The sequence below is a fragment of the Tenacibaculum agarivorans genome, assembly GCF_001936575.1.
GTDB lineage: Bacteria > Bacteroidota > Bacteroidia > Flavobacteriales > Flavobacteriaceae > Polaribacter > Polaribacter agarivorans.
In genome coordinates this window covers 107,471-128,121 of record NZ_MSMP01000014.1, presented here as the reverse complement: position 1 = coordinate 128,121, position 20,651 = coordinate 107,471, and the positions used below count along the sequence as shown (strand labels likewise).

Annotated in this window: 16 protein-coding genes; 6 read left to right on the top strand and 10 right to left on the bottom strand. The window is 31.3% G+C overall.

Features of this window, described 5'->3' with window-relative positions:
- Nucleotides 1–570 precede the first annotated feature (570 nt).
- The 4 genes from BVC87_RS12665 (at nucleotide 571) to BVC87_RS12650 (ending at nucleotide 6,301) form a co-directional block, all read left to right on the top strand.
- Nucleotides 571–2,838 (top strand): aconitate hydratase, encoded by a 2,268-nt coding sequence (locus tag BVC87_RS12665; RefSeq protein WP_075342758.1) that lies wholly within the window; start codon nucleotides 571–573, stop codon nucleotides 2,836–2,838.
- Between the two features lie 122 nt (nucleotides 2,839–2,960).
- Nucleotides 2,961–4,025 carry a hypothetical protein gene (locus tag BVC87_RS12660; protein ID WP_075342748.1) on the top strand — a complete coding sequence of 355 codons (1,065 nt, stop codon included), beginning with the start codon at nucleotides 2,961–2,963 and terminating at the stop codon, nucleotides 4,023–4,025.
- Between the two features lie 117 nt (nucleotides 4,026–4,142).
- On the top strand, nucleotides 4,143–4,814 hold the full coding sequence (locus BVC87_RS12655) for a Crp/Fnr family transcriptional regulator (protein WP_075342747.1): 672 nt from the start codon (nucleotides 4,143–4,145) through the stop codon (nucleotides 4,812–4,814).
- A gap of 71 nt (nucleotides 4,815–4,885) precedes the next feature.
- Nucleotides 4,886–6,301: a hypothetical protein gene (locus tag BVC87_RS12650; protein WP_075342746.1), complete on the top strand. Its 1,416-nt coding sequence runs from the start codon at nucleotides 4,886–4,888 to the stop codon at nucleotides 6,299–6,301.
- An 86-nt stretch (nucleotides 6,302–6,387) separates the two neighbouring features.
- Here BVC87_RS12650 and BVC87_RS12645 read toward each other — a convergent pair whose 3' ends face one another.
- From BVC87_RS12645 to BVC87_RS12625, 5 genes are all read right to left on the bottom strand, one after another.
- On the bottom strand, nucleotides 6,388–7,542 hold the full coding sequence (locus BVC87_RS12645; protein WP_075342745.1) for a lycopene cyclase family protein: 1,155 nt from the start codon (nucleotides 7,540–7,542) through the stop codon (nucleotides 6,388–6,390).
- Between the two features lie 61 nt (nucleotides 7,543–7,603).
- Nucleotides 7,604–8,134, bottom strand: coding sequence for a DUF1572 family protein (locus BVC87_RS12640; RefSeq protein ID WP_075342744.1), 531 nt, complete (start codon nucleotides 8,132–8,134; stop codon nucleotides 7,604–7,606).
- 10 nt (nucleotides 8,135–8,144) lie between these two features.
- The gene (locus tag BVC87_RS12635; protein WP_075342743.1) at nucleotides 8,145–8,597 is read right to left on the bottom strand and encodes an SRPBCC domain-containing protein; all 453 of its coding nucleotides are present in this window, start codon (nucleotides 8,595–8,597) and stop codon (nucleotides 8,145–8,147) included.
- Nucleotides 8,594–8,920: an ArsR/SmtB family transcription factor gene (locus BVC87_RS12630; protein ID WP_075342742.1), complete on the bottom strand. Its 327-nt coding sequence runs from the start codon at nucleotides 8,918–8,920 to the stop codon at nucleotides 8,594–8,596. Before BVC87_RS12630 ends, BVC87_RS12635 begins: the two co-directional genes overlap by 4 nt.
- A 201-nt stretch (nucleotides 8,921–9,121) precedes the next feature.
- Nucleotides 9,122–9,556, bottom strand: a complete 435-nt coding sequence (locus BVC87_RS12625; protein WP_143569776.1) for a hypothetical protein — start codon at nucleotides 9,554–9,556, stop codon at nucleotides 9,122–9,124.
- Nucleotides 9,557–9,679: 123 nt separating this feature from the next.
- Between BVC87_RS12625 and BVC87_RS23860 the strand changes: the two genes are divergently transcribed.
- A complete protein-coding gene (locus BVC87_RS23860) occupies nucleotides 9,680–9,814 on the top strand; it encodes a hypothetical protein (RefSeq protein ID WP_262509527.1) in 135 nt (44 codons plus the stop codon).
- Here the strand turns inward: BVC87_RS23860 and BVC87_RS12620 are convergent.
- On the bottom strand, nucleotides 9,811–12,141 hold the full coding sequence (locus tag BVC87_RS12620; protein WP_075342740.1) for a DNA topoisomerase 3: 2,331 nt from the start codon (nucleotides 12,139–12,141) through the stop codon (nucleotides 9,811–9,813). The genes BVC87_RS23860 and BVC87_RS12620 overlap by 4 nt on opposite strands.
- Before the next feature lie 431 nt (nucleotides 12,142–12,572).
- Here BVC87_RS12620 and BVC87_RS12615 point away from each other — a divergent pair, with 431 nt between their 5' ends.
- A complete protein-coding gene (locus tag BVC87_RS12615) occupies nucleotides 12,573–13,016 on the top strand; it encodes a hypothetical protein (protein WP_075342739.1) in 444 nt (147 codons plus the stop codon).
- 58 nt (nucleotides 13,017–13,074) lie between these two features.
- On the opposite strand, the gene thrC is transcribed toward BVC87_RS12615, so the two are convergent.
- From thrC to BVC87_RS12595, 4 genes are all read right to left on the bottom strand, one after another.
- The gene (gene thrC, locus BVC87_RS12610; protein WP_075342738.1) at nucleotides 13,075–14,358 is read right to left on the bottom strand and encodes a threonine synthase; all 1,284 of its coding nucleotides are present in this window, start codon (nucleotides 14,356–14,358) and stop codon (nucleotides 13,075–13,077) included.
- A 2-nt stretch (nucleotides 14,359–14,360) separates the two neighbouring features.
- A complete protein-coding gene (locus BVC87_RS12605; protein WP_075342737.1) occupies nucleotides 14,361–15,290 on the bottom strand; it encodes a homoserine kinase in 930 nt (309 codons plus the stop codon).
- Nucleotides 15,291–15,391: 101 nt separating this feature from the next.
- On the bottom strand, nucleotides 15,392–17,833 hold the full coding sequence (gene thrA / locus BVC87_RS12600) for a bifunctional aspartate kinase/homoserine dehydrogenase I (protein WP_075342736.1): 2,442 nt from the start codon (nucleotides 17,831–17,833) through the stop codon (nucleotides 15,392–15,394).
- Nucleotides 17,834–18,335: 502 nt separating this feature from the next.
- A complete protein-coding gene (locus tag BVC87_RS12595; RefSeq protein ID WP_075342735.1) occupies nucleotides 18,336–20,558 on the bottom strand; it encodes a M1 family metallopeptidase in 2,223 nt (740 codons plus the stop codon).
- Between the last annotated feature and the right edge of the window lie 93 nt (nucleotides 20,559–20,651).

Below are 20,651 nucleotides of genomic sequence, written 5' to 3'. Positions count from 1 at the left end.
TTAAATGAAGAATAATTTTGTGTCGAGAAGTAGTCGGATAGTTCTCGATACATTTTTTACTACGTTAGTACTTCATAAAAGTACTATCATTGACATCTTTTTATTAAGAATTGAAACAAATATTCAAAATAATCTATATTTCCTCTCCTTTGCCTTGATGCAAAGGAGCAAAAATCAAGACTGGAATGATAAGAATTTAAAAATACTACGGCATCTTCAGCCACAGATGAAAAGAACTCGCTAAGGCTCAAACAGTTTTTCATCTTTCAGCCAACCCTGCTGCCTTGATTTTTAAAAATTCTTATCAATAGGTCGTTTTGTTAGTAATACGTCATTTTATCCGTTTTTTTAAAATTTTAAATGGTTTCTCGAACTGATAGTTTAGGATTGTTTTGATTTCTAAATGCACAACGAGTGTATTATGGTAATTTGGAATACTTATTTGATGTAATCCATAGCATTTAACGATAAGAAAAAACTATTTAGGACTAATTTAATTAAATAGCTCACTAATTTTAGCATGATAATTTTTATTAAATTACGTTGATAAATTTAAAACAAACAGATACCATGGCTTTTGATATTGAAATGATAAAACAAGTTTACAGTAAAATGGTAGAAAAGGTTGATGCAGCCCGCCAAATTACTGGTAAACCTTTAACCCTAGCAGAAAAGATCTTATATGCACATTTATGGGACGGAAAGCCTACAACAGCATACCAGAGAGGTAAAGATTATGTAGATTTTGCTCCTGATAGAGTGGCTTGTCAAGATGCAACTGCTCAAATGGCTTTATTGCAATTTATGCAAGCAGGAAAAGCTAAGGTAGCTGTACCAACTACAGTACATTGTGATCATTTAATTCAAGCAAAGGAAGGAGCAAGTACTGATTTACAAAATGCGTTAAATATAAGTAACGAAGTTTTTAACTTTTTAGAGTCAGTATCTAATAAATATGGAATAGGTTTTTGGAAGCCAGGTGCCGGTATTATTCATCAAGTAGTTTTAGAGAATTATGCATTTCCTGGAGGAATGATGATTGGTACCGATTCTCATACAGTAAATGCAGGAGGATTAGGTATGGTTGCTATTGGAGTTGGTGGAGCAGATGCTGTAGATGTAATGGCAGGGATGCCTTGGGAATTAAAGTTTCCAAAATTAATAGGTGTAAAACTAACGGGTAAATTATCAGGTTGGACTGCACCAAAAGATGTTATTTTAAAAGTAGCAGAAATTCTTACAGTAAAAGGGGGAACAGGAGCTATTGTAGAATATTTTGGACCTGGTGCCACATCAATGTCATGTACAGGTAAAGGAACCATTTGTAATATGGGAGCTGAAATTGGAGCTACAACTTCAACTTTTGGTTACGATGGTTCTATGGAACGTTATTTGCGAGCTACAGATAGAGAAGATGTTGCTGATGCAGCTAATGAAATTAAAGACTATCTAACTGCGGATGCTGAGGTATATGCTAATCCTGAAGAGTATTTTGATCAAGTTATTGAAATTAATTTATCAGAATTAAATCCATTATTAAATGGACCATTTACTCCGGATTTATCTACTGCTGCGGGTAGTGATATGACAGAAAAAGCAAATGCAAATGATTGGCCTTTAAAAGTCGAGTGGGGATTAATTGGTTCTTGTACGAATTCTTCATACGAGGATTTATCTCGCGCCTCTTCTATAGCACAGCAAGCTTTAGATAAAGGATTGAAAACAAAAGCTGAGTTTGGTATTAATCCTGGTTCAGAACAAGTTCGTTATACGGCAGATAGAGATGGAATTTTAGAGGTGTTTGAAAAATTAGATGCTACAATTTTCACCAATGCTTGTGGACCTTGTATTGGGCAATGGGCTCGTTATGAAGATCCTAAAAATGCACCTAAAAATAGTATAGTCCACTCTTTTAATAGAAACTTTGCAAAACGAGCTGACGGTAATCCAAATACACACGCATTTGTAGCTTCGCCAGAATTAGTTGCGGCTATAGCAATCGCAGGTAGATTAGATTTCAATCCAATGACAGATAAATTAATCAACGAAAATGGAGAAGAAGTGATGTTAGATGAACCAACAGGTTGGGAATTGCCACCAAAAGGTTTCGAGGTTAAAGAGAATGGATATTTAGAGCCTGTTGCAGATGGAAGTGGAGTTGAAGTTGTTGTAAATCCTAATTCTGAACGTTTAGAGTTATTAACTCCTTTCACACCAATAGGAAATGAAATTAAAGGAGCTAAATTATTAATTAAAGCTTTCGGAAAATGTACTACAGACCATATATCTATGGCTGGACCTTGGTTGCGTTATCGTGGACATTTAGATAATATTTCAAATAACTGTTTAATTGGTGCTGTAAATGCTTACAATAAACAAACTAATTTTGTTAAGAGTCAAATTACAGGAGAGTATGATGCAGTACCTGCTACCCAAAGAGCGTATAAAGCGGTAGGAATTCCTACAGTAGTTATTGGAGATCATAATTATGGAGAAGGATCATCAAGAGAACACGCAGCTATGGAACCACGTCACTTAGGTGTAGTTGCAGTAATTGTAAAATCATTTGCTCGTATTCATGAAACAAACCTAAAAAAGCAAGGTATGCTAGGTTTAACTTTTGATAATGAAGCAGACTACGATTTAATTCAAGAAGATGATACATTCAACTTTTTAGATTTACATGAGTTTGCTCCTGGTAAACCATTAACAATTGAAATAGTTCATGCGGATGGTAGTAAAGATAAAATCAAAGTAAATCATACCTATAATACTGGACAAATAGAGTGGTATAATGAGGGTTCTGCTTTAAATTTAATAAAAAAGCAAAACGCTTAAACAAAATTAACCATTTTACGTACTATATTTTAAACTCCCAGTTTTTGGGAGTTTTTTTTGTAATTTAGGTTAAACAATATTTAATACAAACAGTTAATTAACTGAATAAAAACAAATTAACAATGAAGAATTTATTTACAGGAATTTTACTAACAATTGCGTTTATACTTACAGGGTGTAGTGATGATCGAGTTGTTGTTCCAGAATCTGGGGTGTTAAATGGAGGGCCTTTTGATTTTATTATTGATGGAGTAGCGGATAATGTATCTGGTATTACAGTTACAGGTAATACAGTAGGTAAGAAGTCAACATTTATTATAACAGATGCAGCAGGTGAAATTTTAGGTTTACCAGGAGATATGGCAGCTTTAGAAGCTGTTGATTTTGATGGAGCAGGTGAAGGAGTATGTTATATATGGTATGTAACATATGAGTCAAGTATTTCAGGACTTGAAGTTGGAAATAACGCAAATGACTTAACTGGAATTTATGATTTATCAAATAAATTAACAGTAAATAGAAATCCACCTAGTGCAGGAATGCTAACAGGAGGGCCTTTTACTTTTGCTGTTGGTGATGGAACGGCAGATAATGTATCAGGAATATCTGTTGATGGAGATCCTAAAGGTGATAACAGTTCATTTATCATAACTGATAATGCTGGTAAAATATTAGGATTGCCAGCAGACATGGATGCTTTAGAAGGTGTAGATTTTGACGGTACAGGTACAGGTGTGTGTTTAATTTGGTATATCCGTTATCAAGATGGATTACAAGGTTTAGCAGTAGATGCTAATGCTAGTGGTTTAATGGGAGTTTTTGACTTATCAGATTCAATTACTGTAAATAGAGTAGATCCACCAATGGCAGGTACATTAAACGGAGGTCCATTTAATTTTACTGTAGATGGAACTGCAGATAATGTTTCTGGAATTACTGTAACTGGTACACCAGTAGGAAGTAAAAGTTCTTTTATTATTACTGATGATATGGGTAAAATTTTAGGTTTACCAGCAACAATGACAGATTTAGAAGGAGTTAATTTTGACGACGCTGGGGCTGGTGTTTGTTTAATTTGGTATATCAGATATGAAGGTGATTTAGAAGGTTTAGAAGTAGATGCTAATGCAAATGATATTAAAGGAGTTTTCGATTTATCTAACTCAATTACAGTAAATAGAAGCTAATTAAAATTAATTATAACTTTATATTTCATAAAAAAGCTCTGATTTTCAGAGCTTTTTTTGTAAGGAAACTTTTTTTTCAGAGACATAATTTGAAGTAGTAAATTAAATTCAAATACAATGAGCGCTCTTTGGTATTTAGAAGATATTAATCTATTCAAAATTTTATGCCCTCATAAATATCCAGCTTACCAGGAATCACACCAAGTTGATATTTATAAAAAAAGCGATTATATATACTTCAAAAATGATAATGCAAGCAAGATCTATTTAATAGATAAAGGAAAAGTAAAGATTGGGTATTATACCGAAGAAGGAGAAGAGGTGGTAAAAGCGATACTGACAAAAGGTGAAATTTTTGGTGAAAAAGCATTATTAGGTATCGATATAAGAAATGAATTTGCCCAATCGATTGACAATACTACAAGCATATGCCCCGTTCCTAAGGATACAATGTATGAATTAATGAGAGATAATGTTTCTGTTAGCTTTAAAATATATAAATTCATTGGTTTACGAATGAAAAAACTAGAGAGACGTTTAGAATTATTGTTGTATAAAGACACTAAAACTCGTTTATTAGAGTTTTTAAATGAACTATGTGAAGACTATGGATACGAATGTAATCAAACAGGAGATCATATCATAAAACATCCATATACGCAAAAAGATATAGCGTCACTGATAGGAACATCTAGACCAACATTGAATGCAATGTTAAATCAATTAAAACAAAGTAATATCATAGATTTTGATAGAAAACAGATAAGACTATTTCAAAAATTTGCTTAAATGTAATGTGGCTTACATTTTAAAAGAAATCCATACTATAAATTTGTATCAATCTTATAAATTAATAAATCATGAAAAAACTTTTTTTGAGCCTTTTGGCTTTAGCTTTCGTATTTACATCATGTAATGACGATGAAGAAGTAGTAGTAACTAATGCAGGAAAATTAGAAGGAGGACCATTTACTTTCTTTGTTGATGGTAAAGCAGATAATGTTTCTGGAGTTACAGTTACAGGTAGCGTTGAAGGTGCAAATACAAAGTTTATTGTAACAGATGATAAAGCTAATATTTTAGGATTACCTGGAGATATTGCGGCTTTAGAAGGTGTGAATTTTGATGATGCTGGTGTTGGTGTTTGTTTAATTTGGCACATTGCATATGAAGATGGATTGGTAGGATTAGAAATGGGCAAGAATGCTAACGATTTATCTGGAAATTTTGATTTATCAAATTCAATTACTGTAAATAGAGAAGGAGGACCAGTTGCAGGAACATTAAAAGGAGGTCCTTTTACATTTGTTGCTGGAGATGGTACACCAGATAATGTTTCCGGAATTACTATTGATGGAACACCGGTAGGAACTAACAGTTCTTATATTGTTACTGATGATCAAGGAAAAATTTTAGGAAAACCAGGAACATTAGAAATGTTAGAAGGAAATGATTTCGATGGGGCTGGAGTTGGAAAATGTTTAATCTGGTATATCCGTTATGAAGATGGATTACAAGGATTTGAGGTAGGAAATAATGCTAGTGATATACAAGGGGTATTTAGTTTGTCAAATTCAATAGTTGTAGATAGAGTAGCACAGCCAGTTGCAGGTGCTTTAACAGGAGGTCCTTTTACATTTGTAGCAGGAGATGGTACTCCGGATAACGTGTCAGGTATTGCTGTTACAGGATCACCAGTAGGCTCTAAAAGTTCATTTATTGTTACTGACGATATGGGAGGGATTTTAGGTATGCCACCAACATTGGCTGCTTTAGAAGCAAATGTAGATTTTGATGGAGCAGGAATAGGAAAATGTTTAATCTGGTATATTAGATACGAAGGAGAGTTAGAAGGTTTTGAAATGGGTAAAAAAGCAGGAGATATCAAAGGTATTTTTGCATTATCAAATTCAATTGATGTTGATAGAGTAGCTCAACCAGTTGCAGGTACTTTAACAGGAGGACCATTTACATTCACAGTAGGTGATGGTACACCAGATAAAGTAACAGGTATTGCTGTCACAGGGTCACCAACAGGTTCTAAAAGTTCATTTATTGTTACTGATGATATGGGAACTATTTTAGGTATGCCACCAACATTAGCAGCTTTAGAAGCAAATGTAGACTTTGATGGAGCAGGAGTAGGAAAATGTTTAATTTGGTATATGCGTTACGAAGGAGAGTTAGAAGGTTTTGAAATGGGTAAAAAAGCAGGAGATATCAAAGGAGTTTTCGCTTTATCTAATTCAATTGATGTAGATAGAGTAGCACCTTAATCAGGTAAATCACTTCATCCAAATAAAAATGAAAAGTACAGTTAGTTTTAACTGTACTTTTTTACTTTTTGATAAGACAAGTTGTTTTATTTAGAGCTAGTTTGAAATAATTGCTTTATTCCAGCTGGCAAAAATTTTTGAATGGGTAAACTAGTCATAATTTTTATATCTTCTGTTATTGAACTTTCATTATCCAGAAACTTAAGAATTTTCTCAGGGGATAATTTTTTAAACATCCTACTAAAAATTTCTTTACCACTCATTCGTCCAGAAATAATAACCTCAATTAAAGTACTATCATACCATTGAAACATTTTGTCTCTAAGTGATAATGTTTTTATTGGCGCAGTATCATTACATAGTTTTTCTACAATAGAATCTGTGTTTTTTTGGATAAACTGAAAAGTATATCCACTACTAGCTTTTGTATTTCCTCCAGCCGTACCAATATGAATAATCTGTTGTTTACTGTGCAAAGGAAATTGCTGAGAAGACATTGGAATGATACCAAATTCTTCATGTGAAATCTCATATTCTTTAAGTAGGATATCATTTTCAATATAAGCTTTAATAGCTTTTCTATATTCCTCTTTAGGAATTAATTCTCCTGTAAAAAGAGTATACTCAACCAAAGCTGTATGCTTGGAAGTAGGTAGAACATACATAAACGTAGTACCATGATGTTGTGAAACACTAAAGTCCATTAAAGTGGCTTCCTTTTCATTAAAAAAGGGAGTATTAGTTTTAATTTCCCAACCTAAAAAATGCTGTAATAAAGTATTTTTAGACGATAATTCTGGCTGCATTAACCCTGTAGAATTGAAGATGTAGTTAGCTTTAAATGTTTGACTAGCAGTTTTAAGTATAGCTATATTCTCGATTACATCAAAGCTTTTAATTTCATCTTTAACAAATATTACATTATCAAATTGTTCAATAAATTGTAGTACATGAATATAGAAGTCAATTCCTCTAATCATTTTATATGTATATCCTTTTAAATCAAAGGTATTGGTAAACTTATCATTTTTAAAAGTTAGTCTATTCCACTCATGTATAACGGTGTTTTGAAATGGTCCAGTTTCTTTTTCCCAAAAACACCAAGTTCTATCATTTTCTTCTTTAGGATCCTTATCTACAATGAGTATGCTCTTATTAGATAATTCTGGTGTTTTAAGTAGTTTATATACCAAACTTAAACCAGCACATCCTGCGCCTGCAATTATATAATCATACTTCATATTTATACTGAAAGATTAGAATACAAAAATAATGTATATAGATTAATGATTGTGGATAGTATTATTTAGAGTTTTTTTCAAATTCTAATCGAATATATTCATCTGACTTTCCTTTGGGTATAGATGGAGAGTTCCATTTATCATTCAAGATCATTTTTCCAATAAAAGCAATTTGACCTATGTGATAGGGGTAATGAGCGATTTGTCGAGTAATAGTTTCAATTAATTTAACCTCTTTATTTCTTATCAAAATAGGCTTATTAAAATTGGTTTCATTAAGAGAATTTAAAGCATTGAAGAGACAGTCCCATCCTTTATTCCATTTTTCAATTAATTCTGAATAACTTAAATTTTGATTAGCAAATTCACTTTCTCGATTTCTCCATTCTTTTTCTCCATCACTTTCAAAAAAATCAGTCCATCTTGATAGCATGTTCTCTGATAAATGCATTATTATACAAGCGATATCATTACTTTCTTCATTATACCTCCAGTACAAATCTTCCTCAGTTAATTGTGCTATAGTTTTATCTGCAACTTCTTTATACGATTCAAATTGAGTTTTTATATTTTTTAAATATTCCTCTACCATAGTTTGCCATTTATTTTAAGTCTAATACCAATAATTGTAATCTTTCAAAAGCAGAACCCCAACCGTTATAGAATCCCATTTTTTCTTGTTGTTTACAGTACTCTTCTGTTTCATGAATAACACTAAAAGTAAATTTGGTTTGATCACCAATTTTTTCAAAATATGCATGTAACTCTACATTTTCTGTCATCGGTTTAAAATCCGCACTCGTTACGATCTTTTCCATTTCAATAATTTCCTTATAAATACCTTCTGATATAAATTCTGCTCTATTAGGCATTAACATCGTATACTTCCATTTGCCGCCAACTTTAAAATCGTGTTCTATAACGTTCAAATCCATACCAGGAGGTGCCCACCATTTTACAATGTGTTCTGAACTTGTCCAAGCTTCCCATACTAATTCTATTGGGGCGTCAAAAATTTTTTCAAGTGAAAGAGTTCTGTTGTTTAAGTTGTTCATTCTGATTCTTTTTTATTTTTAAGTTGATTTACATAGTGTTCAAAAGAATTAATTCTTTCTTCCCATTGTTTATGGAATTTTTCAATCCATAAGAAAGCAGGAATTAAGTTTTTATGGTTTACATAACAAAAGCGTTCTCTACCTCTTTTAGTAATAGAAACAATACCGCATTCATCTAATATTTTTAAATGTTTAGAAATTGCAGGTCTACTAATATCAAATTTTTCAGCTATCGTATTTACTGATAGTTCAGATTCTGAGAGAATATCTATAATCTCTCTCCGTATAGGGTCAGCTATGGCTTGAAATACATCTCTTCTCATAATTAAGTAACCAATCGGTTACAAATGTATATGAAACCGATTGGTTACGTAATATTTTTTATTCATTTTTAGTAAAAGAGCTTTTTTTATAGAAAATTTTTGTTTTGAAGTGATTCGATAGGAATAACAAAAAGAAAATGAATTTGAGTATGCTTAAAAATAGGTTGTAATTTCAATGAGATTCTAAAACCTTGATATAATTCATTTTTTTGGATTAAAGTGATGGATTATTTTTCTTTTTACAACATCATATCGATCCGTATTAAAATCTCCTTTATATTCATTAATTATTTTATCAAGGTATGTAATGGTTTCATTATAAGAAATATATCTGAAGTCTAATTTGAGTTTTTCATCTACAGGATATTTTTTCTTTACTATTTCTGTAGAAATATTTTTGAATACAATTACACGAATATCATACTCTGTTTTATCATTAGAGTCAGAGCTACCATGATTATTCCATTGCCACCATTGAAAGCCTATCAAATTATGAGCTAGAATTTGAGGACCTAAATCATCATAATTCAATAGTAAAGTATTAGACGAGGAGGTGAAGCTGTTATATTGATTTTTACTTTGACAGTAACAAACAAGATTTATAAAAAATATAAAAGTGAAAGTGATTTTTTTCATGTTAATCTATAATTCATTTTTCAATTTATACTTTTCATTAATTTTTTAGACAAAAATTTTAAACATTACTTAAAGTTAATAAAAAAACTTATTTTAGAAGTATATTCTTAAAACCAAATAAAAATGAAAAAAAAGCATACTTTTAAAGAGTTAACTAAAAAAGAATTACAAAAACTAAAGGGAGCAACAGGTGGTGGAATAAATGTTCCTTCGTATAGTTTGAGTTTAGATTTATTAGCTGATGATAAGAAAGATTAGCCGTTTGAAGTCAATATTTTGTAAACAAGTTCTTTAGTAAGTGTTTCTCCGTTGGCTAGTTCTTTTATTTTAGCAAAAGGAAACATAAAATTACAACCATTTTTAAATTCCGAACATCCGTAGGCTGTTTTTCCTTTTAAAACAGTTCCTTTTTTGCATTTAGGACAAGTAATTACTTCAGGAACTTTAGTATTAGGTGTTTTAGATTGATTTTTATCTGATATAGATTTGGGTTCTAATTTAAGTTTGAAATTTTCATCAAAACGAATGAGTCCTTCAATTTTTCCTTGTTCAGTATTCCAGCCTTTTAAGTTTGTAGTACATCCTTTATCTAGTAATCGGATTAGTTGATTTTCAGAAATCTTTTTATCCAGATAATTAAAAGGTAAGGTGAAATTACAGCCATTTTTATAAGCAGAACAACCATAAGCATTGCTACCTTTTAATAAAGTGCCTTGTGAACATTTAGGACAAGTTTTACCTACAACAGTTTTTTTAGCAGCTTTTTTCTTTTCTACTTTGGTTGTAGTAGTTGTCTTATTATTTTCTGCAGAAAGTTTTGCAGTTTTCCTGCTAGAACGAACTTCATAAACCAATTGATCTACCATTAACTTCATTTGTTTGATAAAGGTACTCGCATGATAATCACCTCGTTCTATTTCTTTTAAACGTTTTTCCCAAAGACCAGTTAATTCTGCTGATTTTAATAACTCGTTATCAATTAATTGAATTAAATCTATACCTGTTTGAGTGGGAATGATTAACTTCTTTTGACGTTGTATGTATTTTCTTTTAAACAGCGTCTCAATAATGCTTGCACGGGTGGAAGGGCGTCCAATTCCGTTTTCTTTCATCAGTTCACGCATCTCATCATCATCTACCTGTTTTCCTGCGGTTTCCATAGCTCTGAGTAAACTAGCTTCAGAATAATTTCTAGGAGGTTTGGTTTCTTTTTCTAAAAAACTAGGTTCGTGTGGACCTTTTTCTCCTTTTTCAAAGCTAGGTAATACAATTTGTTCTGTGTTTATTTTTTTAGGCTCTTCATTATATTCAAAAACTATACGCCATCCTTTAGTTAAGATTTCTTTACCAGTAGTTTTAAAAGAAACTTCATCAGCTTTTCCGATCACAGCTGTATTTGAGATATCGCTATCAGGATAAAAAACAGCAATAAATCGTCTTACAATAATATCATACACTTGTTGCTGATTATATTGTAAGTTTGTTTGAATTCCCGTAGGAATAATAGCGTGGTGATCAGTTACTTTTTTATCATTAAAAACACGAGTGGTTTTCTTTATTTTTTTTCCTAGCAGAGGTTCAGTAAGTTCACTATAATTGGTTAATCGTTTTAAAATGCCAGCAACTTTTGGGTAAATATCATTTGGTAAAAAAGTAGTATCAACCCTTGGATAGGTAACTACTTTCATTTCATATAGTTTCTGTACAATTTTTAAGGTTTCATCAGCAGAAAAACCAAACTTATTGTTGCAGTATACCTGAAGTCCAGTTAAATCAAAAAGTTTAGGAGCATAATCTTTACCTTTCTTTTTAGTAACAGAAACAATTTCAAAATCGGAAGCTTTTACTTTATCTGCAAAGGCTTGTCCTTCTTCTTTTTTTAAGAATCGACCTTCTTCACAATTAAAAACAGTATCTCTGTATGTCGTTTGTAATTCCCAATAAGGTTGAGGTTTAAAGTTTTTAATCTCATGGTAGCGATTTACCAACATGGCTAAGGTTGGCGTTTGCACTCGCCCAATAGAAAGCACTTGTTTATATCCACCAAATTTAACTGTGTATAATCGAGTTGCATTTAGTCCTAATAACCAATCTCCTATAGCTCTTGAATAGCCCGCATAATACAAGTTATTGTATACATCGTCATCTTTTAAATTTTCAAAACCTTCTTTAATAGCTTCTTCTGTAAGAGACGAAATCCATAAACGTTGTACTTTTCCTTTATATTCAGCTTGATTAATTACCCAACGTTGTATGAGCTCTCCTTCTTGACCAGCATCCCCACAGTTGATAACCACATCTGCTTTTTGAAATAAGTTTTTTATAATATTAAACTGTTTCTGTATACCAGAATCATCAGTAACTTTAGTACTAAATTTATCTGGAAGCATAGGTAGATTATTTAAATCCCAGCTTTTCCAGTGTGGTTTGTAATCTTTCGGTTCTAGTAAAGTACATAAATGACCAAAAGTATAGGTAACGGCATAACCGTTACCTTCAAAATATCCATCATGTTTTGCATTAGCTCCTAGAATACTAGCTATTTCTCTAGCTACACTAGGTTTCTCAGCGATACAAACTTTCATCTGTTTTTACTTTTTTGATTACTGAATTTTCAAAAATGAATATATTCAGGAACTTACATAAATATTAATCACTTTTCTATGTGAATATGAAATGATAAAGTCTATGCTCATTACATTTATGTTCATATAATAGGTTACAAAAATAGTGAAACAGACAATTTATGCAAGATTGTTGATTGATTAGAATTGAAAAGGTAATTTTCTGATTTTGAAGTTGGCATACAAATTGCAAACAACTTGGTGAAATGTTATGGTTTGATTACCAAAATGTTAGTAAAATAACTAACGATACTAGTTTTTTTACCATACATACGTAAGAGTATAATATTTTAATGACATAAAAATAGTAAAATTGATATAATAATTATATTTTTAGGCGTTATTAGAATAGTTAGTTTAAGTACAAACCCCTAAATTAAAAAGGAAGAAACATGAAAAAAGTCTTTTTATTATTATTGTTAGTCGTATCAGGATCTGCGTATTCTCAGATTGAATTTGTAGAAATGGATCAGAGCGAAGTAGTTGGAAAAATAAGTTTAGTATACTTAGAAAAAGTAGGAGAGAGCGATTACAATTTCTTTTACAAAAACATTAACGCTATTGGTCATGAATACGTGAACTTTAGTTTTAAAAATGTTGATAATGATATCGACAAATTATATAATGGAATCATGTCAGGATTTGAAACTGTGCCAAGAGATCCATTAAAGATGAAAGCTAACGGACAAATTGTGTGGTTAAAATATACAAGAGATGATGGTATTGTATATTTACAATTCCAACAGAGTGTAGGAACGGAAGATTCTACCAATGAAGAAGTGAAAGTTTCTCGTTTGTTAACTAAAGAAGATATTACTGCTTTATTTAAAAAATAAATAAGTAAAGAATAGATATAAAAAATCCTAGAACTTAAATGTTCTAGGATTTTTTATTTTACTGGTTTAAGAATGATTTTAATTCTTCGTATGTACTGATATGAATTGATTTTTTCTCTTTTTGTATAATAGCTTCAATATCTTTTGGAATATCAATCTTTTTATCTAAAGTTTCTTCAACTACATCTAAAAACTTAACTGGATGGGCAGTTTCTAAAAAGACTCCAAATTCATCATCTTTTAAAGCATAAGTTTCTAGCCCTAAATATCCAACAGCACCATGCGGATCTGTAACATAACTTGATTTTTGATAGACACGTTTCATAACATCCTTTGTAGCTTCATCTGAGAAAGAAAATGATGAAAAATGAGACTTTAAATGTTCAAAACTATGATCAAAAAGTTGTTGAATACGAATAAAATTACTTGGATTTCCTACATCCATAGCATTAGAAATAGTAGCTTTAGAGGCTTTAGCTTCATAAGTACCATTTTCCATATACTTAGGAACAGTATCATTTACATTGGTTGCAGCTATAAAATGGTGTATTGGTAAACCTAATTTTTGGGCCATCATTCCTGCACAAATATTTCCAAAATTTCCACTAGGTACTGAAAAAACAATATGTTTATGTTGTCTATACAGTTGTTTATAAGCAAAGAAATAGTAAAACATTTGTGGTAACCAACGTGCAACATTTATTGAGTTTGCAGAAGTTAATATACGTTGAATTTCATCATCTAAAAAAGCTGTTTTTACCATATCTTGACAATCGTCGAAAACACCATTTACCTCAAGTGCAGTAATGTTTTGTCCAAGAGTAGTTAATTGCTTTTCTTGAATATCGCTTACTTTTCCACTAGGATATAAAATTACGACTTCAACACCTTTAACTCCTAGAAATCCATTAGCAACTGCACCACCAGTATCTCCTGAAGTAGCTACTAAAACAGTTACTTTTTTAGGATTTTGTTGATTGAAATGCCCTAAACATCTAGCCATAAAACGTGCACCTACATCTTTGAAAGCTAGAGTAGGACCATGAAATAATTCTAAAGTTCCAATGTTATCTTCTACAGGTACAACTGGAAAATCAAAATTTATAGTTTCTGCGACGATGGTTTTTAGAGTTTCTTCTGGAATTTCATCTCCAATGAATTGTTGAATAGCTTTAAAGGCTATTTCTTCATTAGAGTATTGATCAATATTTTCAATAAAATCTTCAGGTAGAGGAGTGATTTGCTCAGGAAAATATAATCCTCTATCTGGAGCTAGTCCATTTACAACAGCTTCTCGAAATGAAACAGATGGGGCTTTTTGGTTTAAACTGAAATACTTCATAGTTAGTTTTTTTCTAGTATAGTTACACCTTGTGTATTAATTTTTGAATAGACCATGGTAAAGTCAATGTTTGTATTGGAATAAACTCCTTCAATAGCTTTGAAAACTTTTTTAGCTATAGATTCACCTTTGCATAAGGCAAAGATTGTAGGTCCAGAACCAGATATTCCTGCACTTAATGCGCCAGCTTCTTGTGCAGCATTTTTTACAGTATCAAAATGAGGTATAAGATGTTTTCTTGCGGGTTCTACAATTACATCACATAAAGAATCTGCTATTACTTTATAATCATTAGAATACAATCCGCTGATTAATCCTCCAACATTGGCCCATTGTGTGACAGCATCTTCTAGAGGAATTTTTGAAGGAAGTACTTCTCGAGCATCTTTTGTTTTTACTTCAACCTGAGGGTGTATGGCAACTAACATTAACTCTTTAGGTACCGGAATTTTAATGATTGCCAAAGGATCATAGCGTTGAACCAAGATAAAACCACCATGTATAGCAGCAGCAACATTATCTGCTATTGGTGATCCACAAGCCACTTCTTCGCCAATCATAGCAAACTTTGTTAATTCAAGTTCTGTGAATGGTTTCCCTAATAATTCATTAATAGCAAAAGCAGCACCGGCTGAACTAGCAGCGCTACTGCCTAATCCACTTCCTGGAGCAAAACCTTTATGTATAATAATCTCTAACCCAAAATCTACAGGGTGTTTTTCTAACATTGCTAAAACTACTGCACCAGCTGCATTTTTTTGAATATTATATGGTAAGTCGGCACCTTGAATATCGGTGATTTTTATTGATTTATCGCTTGTTTTTGTAAATGTCATAGTATCTCCAAGATCATTTACAGCAAAACCTAAACAATCAAATCCACAAGATACGTTAGCTACAGTAGCAGGCGAAAATATTTTTATTTGATTCATTTGTTACTTTTCAATTGTTGGTAGAAGTTATTAATTATTGAAGTTTAATTGTAGTTAATTACTACTTGTAGATTTAAAACTAGTATTTTTCTTCTAACTTCTTAATTATTCGCTACTCTAATTACATCCGCAAAAATACCAGAGGCAGTTACTTCTGCACCAGCTCCAGCTCCTTTAATTTGTAAAGGCTGTACAGGATACCTATCTGTAAAGAATAATACAATATTGTCACTTCCCTCTAAATTGTAAAAAGGGTGGTCTTGTGGTATATGTTTTAATCCAACTTTAGCTTTACCATCAGCAAATTCAGCAACATATTTCAATTTACAATTTTCAGCATTTGCTTTAGTGTAAATATCTTGAAAATGTGACTCAAACTTCGTTAAGCTTTGATAAAAATCATTGTTATTAGTGGTTTGTAAACTTTCACTTGGTAAAAATGACTGATTTTCAATGTCAGATAGCTCTAATTCAAAACCACTCTCACGAGCTAAGATTAGAATTTTACGAGCAACATCTACACCACTTAAATCAATTTTTGGATCAGGTTCAGTATAACCTTCTTCTTGAGCTTTTGTTACAATATCATGAAAAGTAGTATTACTATTAAAATTGTTAAAAACAAAGTTTAAGCTTCCTGATAATACTGCTTGGATTTTACGTACTCTGTCTCCTGAAGCAACTAAATTTTTAAGTGTGTCAATAATAGGTAAACCGGCTCCCACATTTGTTTCGAATAAAAAAGGTGCGTTATATTTTTTGGAAATCGCTTTTAAATTTTTGTAGTTATTCAATTCTGAAGCACATGCTATTTTATTACAAGTAACTACAGCAATATTGTTTTCTAGATAATGTTTATACATTTTAGAGACATTATCGTTTGCAGTGTTATCTACAAAAACACTATTTCTCAGGTTTAATTGCTTAGCTTTTTCCAAAAATAATGGTAGCCCTGTTGACTCTCCCTCATTTAATAATAAGTGTTTCCAGTTTTCTAAATCTATTCCTTGCTCATCAAAATACATTTTACTTGAGTTAGATAGTCCAACTACTCTGATATTTAATTTCAATTGAGAAAGTAGATATTCTTTTTGTTGTAGTAACTGTGCTAAAAAACGATTTCCAACATTTCCAACTCCCGTAACAAAAAGATTTAATTGTTTTACATGATCACCAAAGAATTGTTCATGTAAGGTGTTTAATGCTTTTTTAGCATCAGATCGCTTAATTACAGCTGAAATATTCTTCTCTGAAGCTCCTTGAGCGATAGCTCTAATATTTACATTATTTTTTCCTAAAGAACTGAACATTTTACCACTTAAACCTTGGTGGTTTTTCATATTGTCACCAACTAATGCTATAATACTCACTTCTTTTTCAATTGCAATAGGATCTATTTTATGTTGAGTAATTTCACTTTCAAACTTTTTAGTGATTGAGTTTTTAGCTTTTTGCGCATCTTCTTCTAAAACAGCTACACAGATATTATGCTCTGATGAAGCTTGTGTGATTAATATCACATTGATTTCATCTTCAGAAAGAGCTTCAAATAATCGTTTAGAAACTCCTGAAATTCCAACCATTCCACTACCTTCTATAGTTAATAACGCGATATTTTCAATATAGCTGATTCCTTTTACTGGATTAGATTTATCAGTGTTTAGTGTAATTAATGTACCTTCATCATTAGGATTAAATGTATTCTTTACAAGAATAGGAATCCTCATTTCTCTTACCGGTTGTATAGTAGGTGGGTAAATAACTTTTGCACCAAAATGTGACATTTCCATTGCTTCTTGATAAGAAATATGCTGGATTGGTTGTGCCTGTTTTACAATTGCTGGGTTAGCAGTAAACATACCACTAACATCTGTCCAAATTTGTAATTCTTCTGCATGGATGGCAGCTGCATAGATAGACGCAGTGTAATCTGAGCCTCCTCTTCCTAATGTAGTAGTTTGACCATTATAACATTTAGCAATAAATCCAGGTAAAACTACAACTTGAAATCCTTGATCATTAAAATAAGTAGAACAATTACTGTAAGTAGTTTCAAAATCAACTTGAGCTTTTAGGTAATTATTATCTGTAATAATTAACTCTTGGCTATCTTTAAATGTAGTATTGATAGTTTGTTTACTAGCTTCAGAAATAATATATGAAGATAATCGTTCTCCAAAACTACTAATTATGGCTTTTGCTTTAGGACTTAATTCTTCTAATAAGTAACAACCTTTGTATAAGGTTTTTAATTGATTAAAAAGAGTATTAACTTTTTGGGTTACTTTTTCTGTATTGTTATGAATTAAATTGTTTACAGTTTCATAGTGATGATCTTCAATTTCTTGAATTAATTGTAAATAGTGATCATCTTTATTTTTTGCTAACTCAGCACTTTGTAATAGCTTATCAGTAGTTTTTCCAAAGGCAGACACTACAACAATTAATTGATCGTTTTTTGATTTTTCTTCAATAATGTTTAAAACCTTAGAGATATTTTGGTGGTTTTTAACTGATGAACCTCCGAATTTTAGGACTTTCATTTGTATTAATACTTATAAGTGAGTGATTGTTTGTTTTTAATTTTACTTTTTTAAAACTTTTAAAAAGGTAATTGGACTATAAATTATATGTAGAAATAAACCCCCTAAAGGGTAATAATAATTGTAGAAATAAATGTACGAGTAAACTCTAATACAGAAGTAGTATTATGTGTAATGGCTATATGTTTCTTACTCGTTTTCATTGGTGTAAATGTACTATTTATTTCTAAACAACAATGATATGTGAAGAAAAATAAAGAATTATTAACGATATCTTAATGAATGGGTTTTATTATTTTTAAAAGTTAAAAATGAGGTCTCTATTCTTAATTTTTTCATAAATACGAATGCTTTATGAAATACATAAGGTAGAATTTTATAACTTCGTAATGCTATTAACCTAAAGTAATAGCATCACATTTTATAGATTAAATTAATTACTACTAAAAAAACCGCAATGTTTACATTGCGGTTTTTTTGTTATTATTAGTTTAAACTGAAATTAATTTTTTGCTTTATTTTTAAAACTATCGAATTTACTTTCAGTATTCTTAGGCCAACTATTGTTAGAAGAATCTATATCTGCAGTTTCTAAATCAGGGTCAACCATGAAACTTTTAATTTCTTTATCAGATGAAAATACTCTAAACACTTGGTTATCGTCTTTTCTCCATATCTCAGCAGGGAACTTTTCACGTTTTTTTGTTCCATCAGCATAAGTTAATTCCACTATAATTGGCATTACCAATCCACCAGGTTTTTCAAACTCTACTTGGTACATATATTTTGGTAAACTCTTGATTGATGATTTTTTGTCAGCAGGTAATTCATTGATGTAATTATCTAAATCAGTTGAATTTTGGTCAGCTTTATTGGTAGTTAAAAATATTAATTTTCCTAAACGAGCAAAGTAACCAGGATATTGCTCTTGAAGCTTTTTCGTTCTTTCGTTAGGCTTATCTGTAAGGTATATCGGCTTTACTTCTTTTATGCCTATATCACAATAGTCTGTAGTGTAGAACCAACCTCTCCAAAACCAATCTAAATCCATTCCAGAAGCATCTTCCATAGATCTAAAGAAATCTGCAGGAGTAGGGTGTTTAAACATCCAACGTTTAGAATACGTTCTAAAAGCAAAATCGAAAAGCTCAGGTCCCATAATGGTTTGACGTAATAAATATAAACCAGCAGCTGGCTTTGTATACGCATTAGGTCCGAAATTCTTTACATAATCACCTTGAGACATGATTGGAGATAAATTTTCATGACCTAAACTCATATATCTTACAATATCTTTAGGTAAGTTTCCAGTGTTAAAATTAGGATCATAATCTAATTCTGCTAATGTTTCTACAAAAGAATTAATTCCTTCATCCATCCACGTCCATTGGCGTTCATCAGAGTTTACAATCATAGGGAAGAAGTTATGTCCTACCTCATGAGTAATAACTCCAATCATTCCTCTTTTTACACGTTCAGAGTAAGTTCCATCAGCCTCAGGGCGTCCATAGTTAAAACAAATCATAGGATATTCCATACCTTGTCTTTCAGAGTGTACAGAAATTGCTTTAGGATATGGGTAGTCGAATGTTAATTTAGAATACTCTTCTAAGGTATTAGCTACAACTCTAGTAGAGTGCTCTTCCCATAAAGGATTACCTTCTTTTGGATATAAAGAAACAGCCATTACAGTCTTTCCATTAATCTTAACAGCCATTGCATCCCAAATATATTTTCTAGAAGAAGCAAAAGCATAATCACGTACATTCTTAGCTTTAAAGTGCCAAGTTTTAGTATTAGTTGTTCTCTTTTTTTCGTTTTTCTCAGCTTCAGCTTGAGTTACGATAAATACAGGATCTTTATAAGATGTTCTGGCTTTTTCTAAACGCTTACGTTGCTCTTTAGTCAATACATCTTTTTCATTTTGAAGTTCTCCTGTTGCATCTAAAATATGATCAGCAGGTACGGTAATTTTTACATCATAATCACCAAATTCTAAGGCAAATTCACTACGACCCCAGAATTGCATATTTTGCCACCCTTCCACATTATCATATACACATAATCTTGGGAAAAATTGAGCAATAGTATAGTTTACATTTCCATCAGGAAAAGTTTCAATACCTGATCTACCACCATCAACATTAATATCATTAATTAAATAATTCCATTTAATTTTAAATGTAAATTTAGCTCCTGGAACTAATGGATTTGTAAGATTAATACGCATCATTGTTTTATTAATGGTGTGCGATAAATCTCTTCCATCTTCATATTTTACAGCTTCTATTTTAAATCCGAAGTCCTTCTTTTTGCCTAAATTGTCTTTAACAAATTGTGCTGGAGTTTGAAATCCGCTAGCACCTTTTGATTCAGCTAAAGGAGTTTGCGAATCTGAAGCCCTCATGTTTTGATCTAATTGCACCCATAAATACTCTAAATGATCTTTAGATCGGTTATGGTATGTGATAGTTTCATCTCCATATAATTTATTATTTGCTTCATCAATTTTAATGTCCATTACATAGTCAACTTTTTGTTGCGTGTATTCATGACCCGGAGCACCAGAAGCTGTTCTTTGTGAATTTGGAGTAGCCAAAACATCTTTTAGTTGCCTAAACTTATTGTCATCGACATGTCCTTGTGATTTTTTTTCAGTCTCTTGTGCAAATAAAGATGCTGATATGAGCAGTAGAGACATTAAAATAGAGTAAGACTTTTTCATTATGTAGTATCTAGATTTAAAAATTATCATTAAAAGTAATGTAAATAAAGTTAATTGATAATACGTTTATTCTAAATTCTATATAAAAATTAG

What these genes read in the sequence shown, in the direction of transcription:
- BVC87_RS12645 (WP_075342745.1), bottom strand. Translation starts at nt 7,542, where the DNA reads ATGAAGTATGATTATATAATTGCAGGCGCAGGATGTGCTGGTTTAAGT.
- BVC87_RS12655 (WP_075342747.1), top strand. Translation starts at nt 4,143, where the DNA reads ATGAGCGCTCTTTGGTATTTAGAAGATATTAATCTATTCAAAATTTTA.
- BVC87_RS12660 (WP_075342748.1), top strand. Translation starts at nt 2,961, where the DNA reads ATGAAGAATTTATTTACAGGAATTTTACTAACAATTGCGTTTATACTT.
- BVC87_RS12625 (WP_143569776.1), bottom strand. Translation starts at nt 9,556, where the DNA reads ATGAAAAAAATCACTTTCACTTTTATATTTTTTATAAATCTTGTTTGT.
- BVC87_RS12650 (WP_075342746.1), top strand. Translation starts at nt 4,886, where the DNA reads ATGAAAAAACTTTTTTTGAGCCTTTTGGCTTTAGCTTTCGTATTTACA.
- BVC87_RS12640 (WP_075342744.1), bottom strand. Translation starts at nt 8,134, where the DNA reads ATGGTAGAGGAATATTTAAAAAATATAAAAACTCAATTTGAATCGTAT.
- BVC87_RS12665 (WP_075342758.1), top strand. Translation starts at nt 571, where the DNA reads ATGGCTTTTGATATTGAAATGATAAAACAAGTTTACAGTAAAATGGTA.
- BVC87_RS12635 (WP_075342743.1), bottom strand. Translation starts at nt 8,597, where the DNA reads ATGAACAACTTAAACAACAGAACTCTTTCACTTGAAAAAATTTTTGAC.
- BVC87_RS12595 (WP_075342735.1), bottom strand. Translation starts at nt 20,558, where the DNA reads ATGAAAAAGTCTTACTCTATTTTAATGTCTCTACTGCTCATATCAGCA.
- BVC87_RS23860 (WP_262509527.1), top strand. Translation starts at nt 9,680, where the DNA reads ATGAAAAAAAAGCATACTTTTAAAGAGTTAACTAAAAAAGAATTACAA.
- BVC87_RS12605 (WP_075342737.1), bottom strand. Translation starts at nt 15,290, where the DNA reads ATGAATCAAATAAAAATATTTTCGCCTGCTACTGTAGCTAACGTATCT.
- BVC87_RS12630 (WP_075342742.1), bottom strand. Translation starts at nt 8,920, where the DNA reads ATGAGAAGAGATGTATTTCAAGCCATAGCTGACCCTATACGGAGAGAG.
- BVC87_RS12615 (WP_075342739.1), top strand. Translation starts at nt 12,573, where the DNA reads ATGAAAAAAGTCTTTTTATTATTATTGTTAGTCGTATCAGGATCTGCG.
- thrA (WP_075342736.1), bottom strand. Translation starts at nt 17,833, where the DNA reads ATGAAAGTCCTAAAATTCGGAGGTTCATCAGTTAAAAACCACCAAAAT.
- BVC87_RS12620 (WP_075342740.1), bottom strand. Translation starts at nt 12,141, where the DNA reads ATGAAAGTTTGTATCGCTGAGAAACCTAGTGTAGCTAGAGAAATAGCT.
- thrC (WP_075342738.1), bottom strand. Translation starts at nt 14,358, where the DNA reads ATGAAGTATTTCAGTTTAAACCAAAAAGCCCCATCTGTTTCATTTCGA.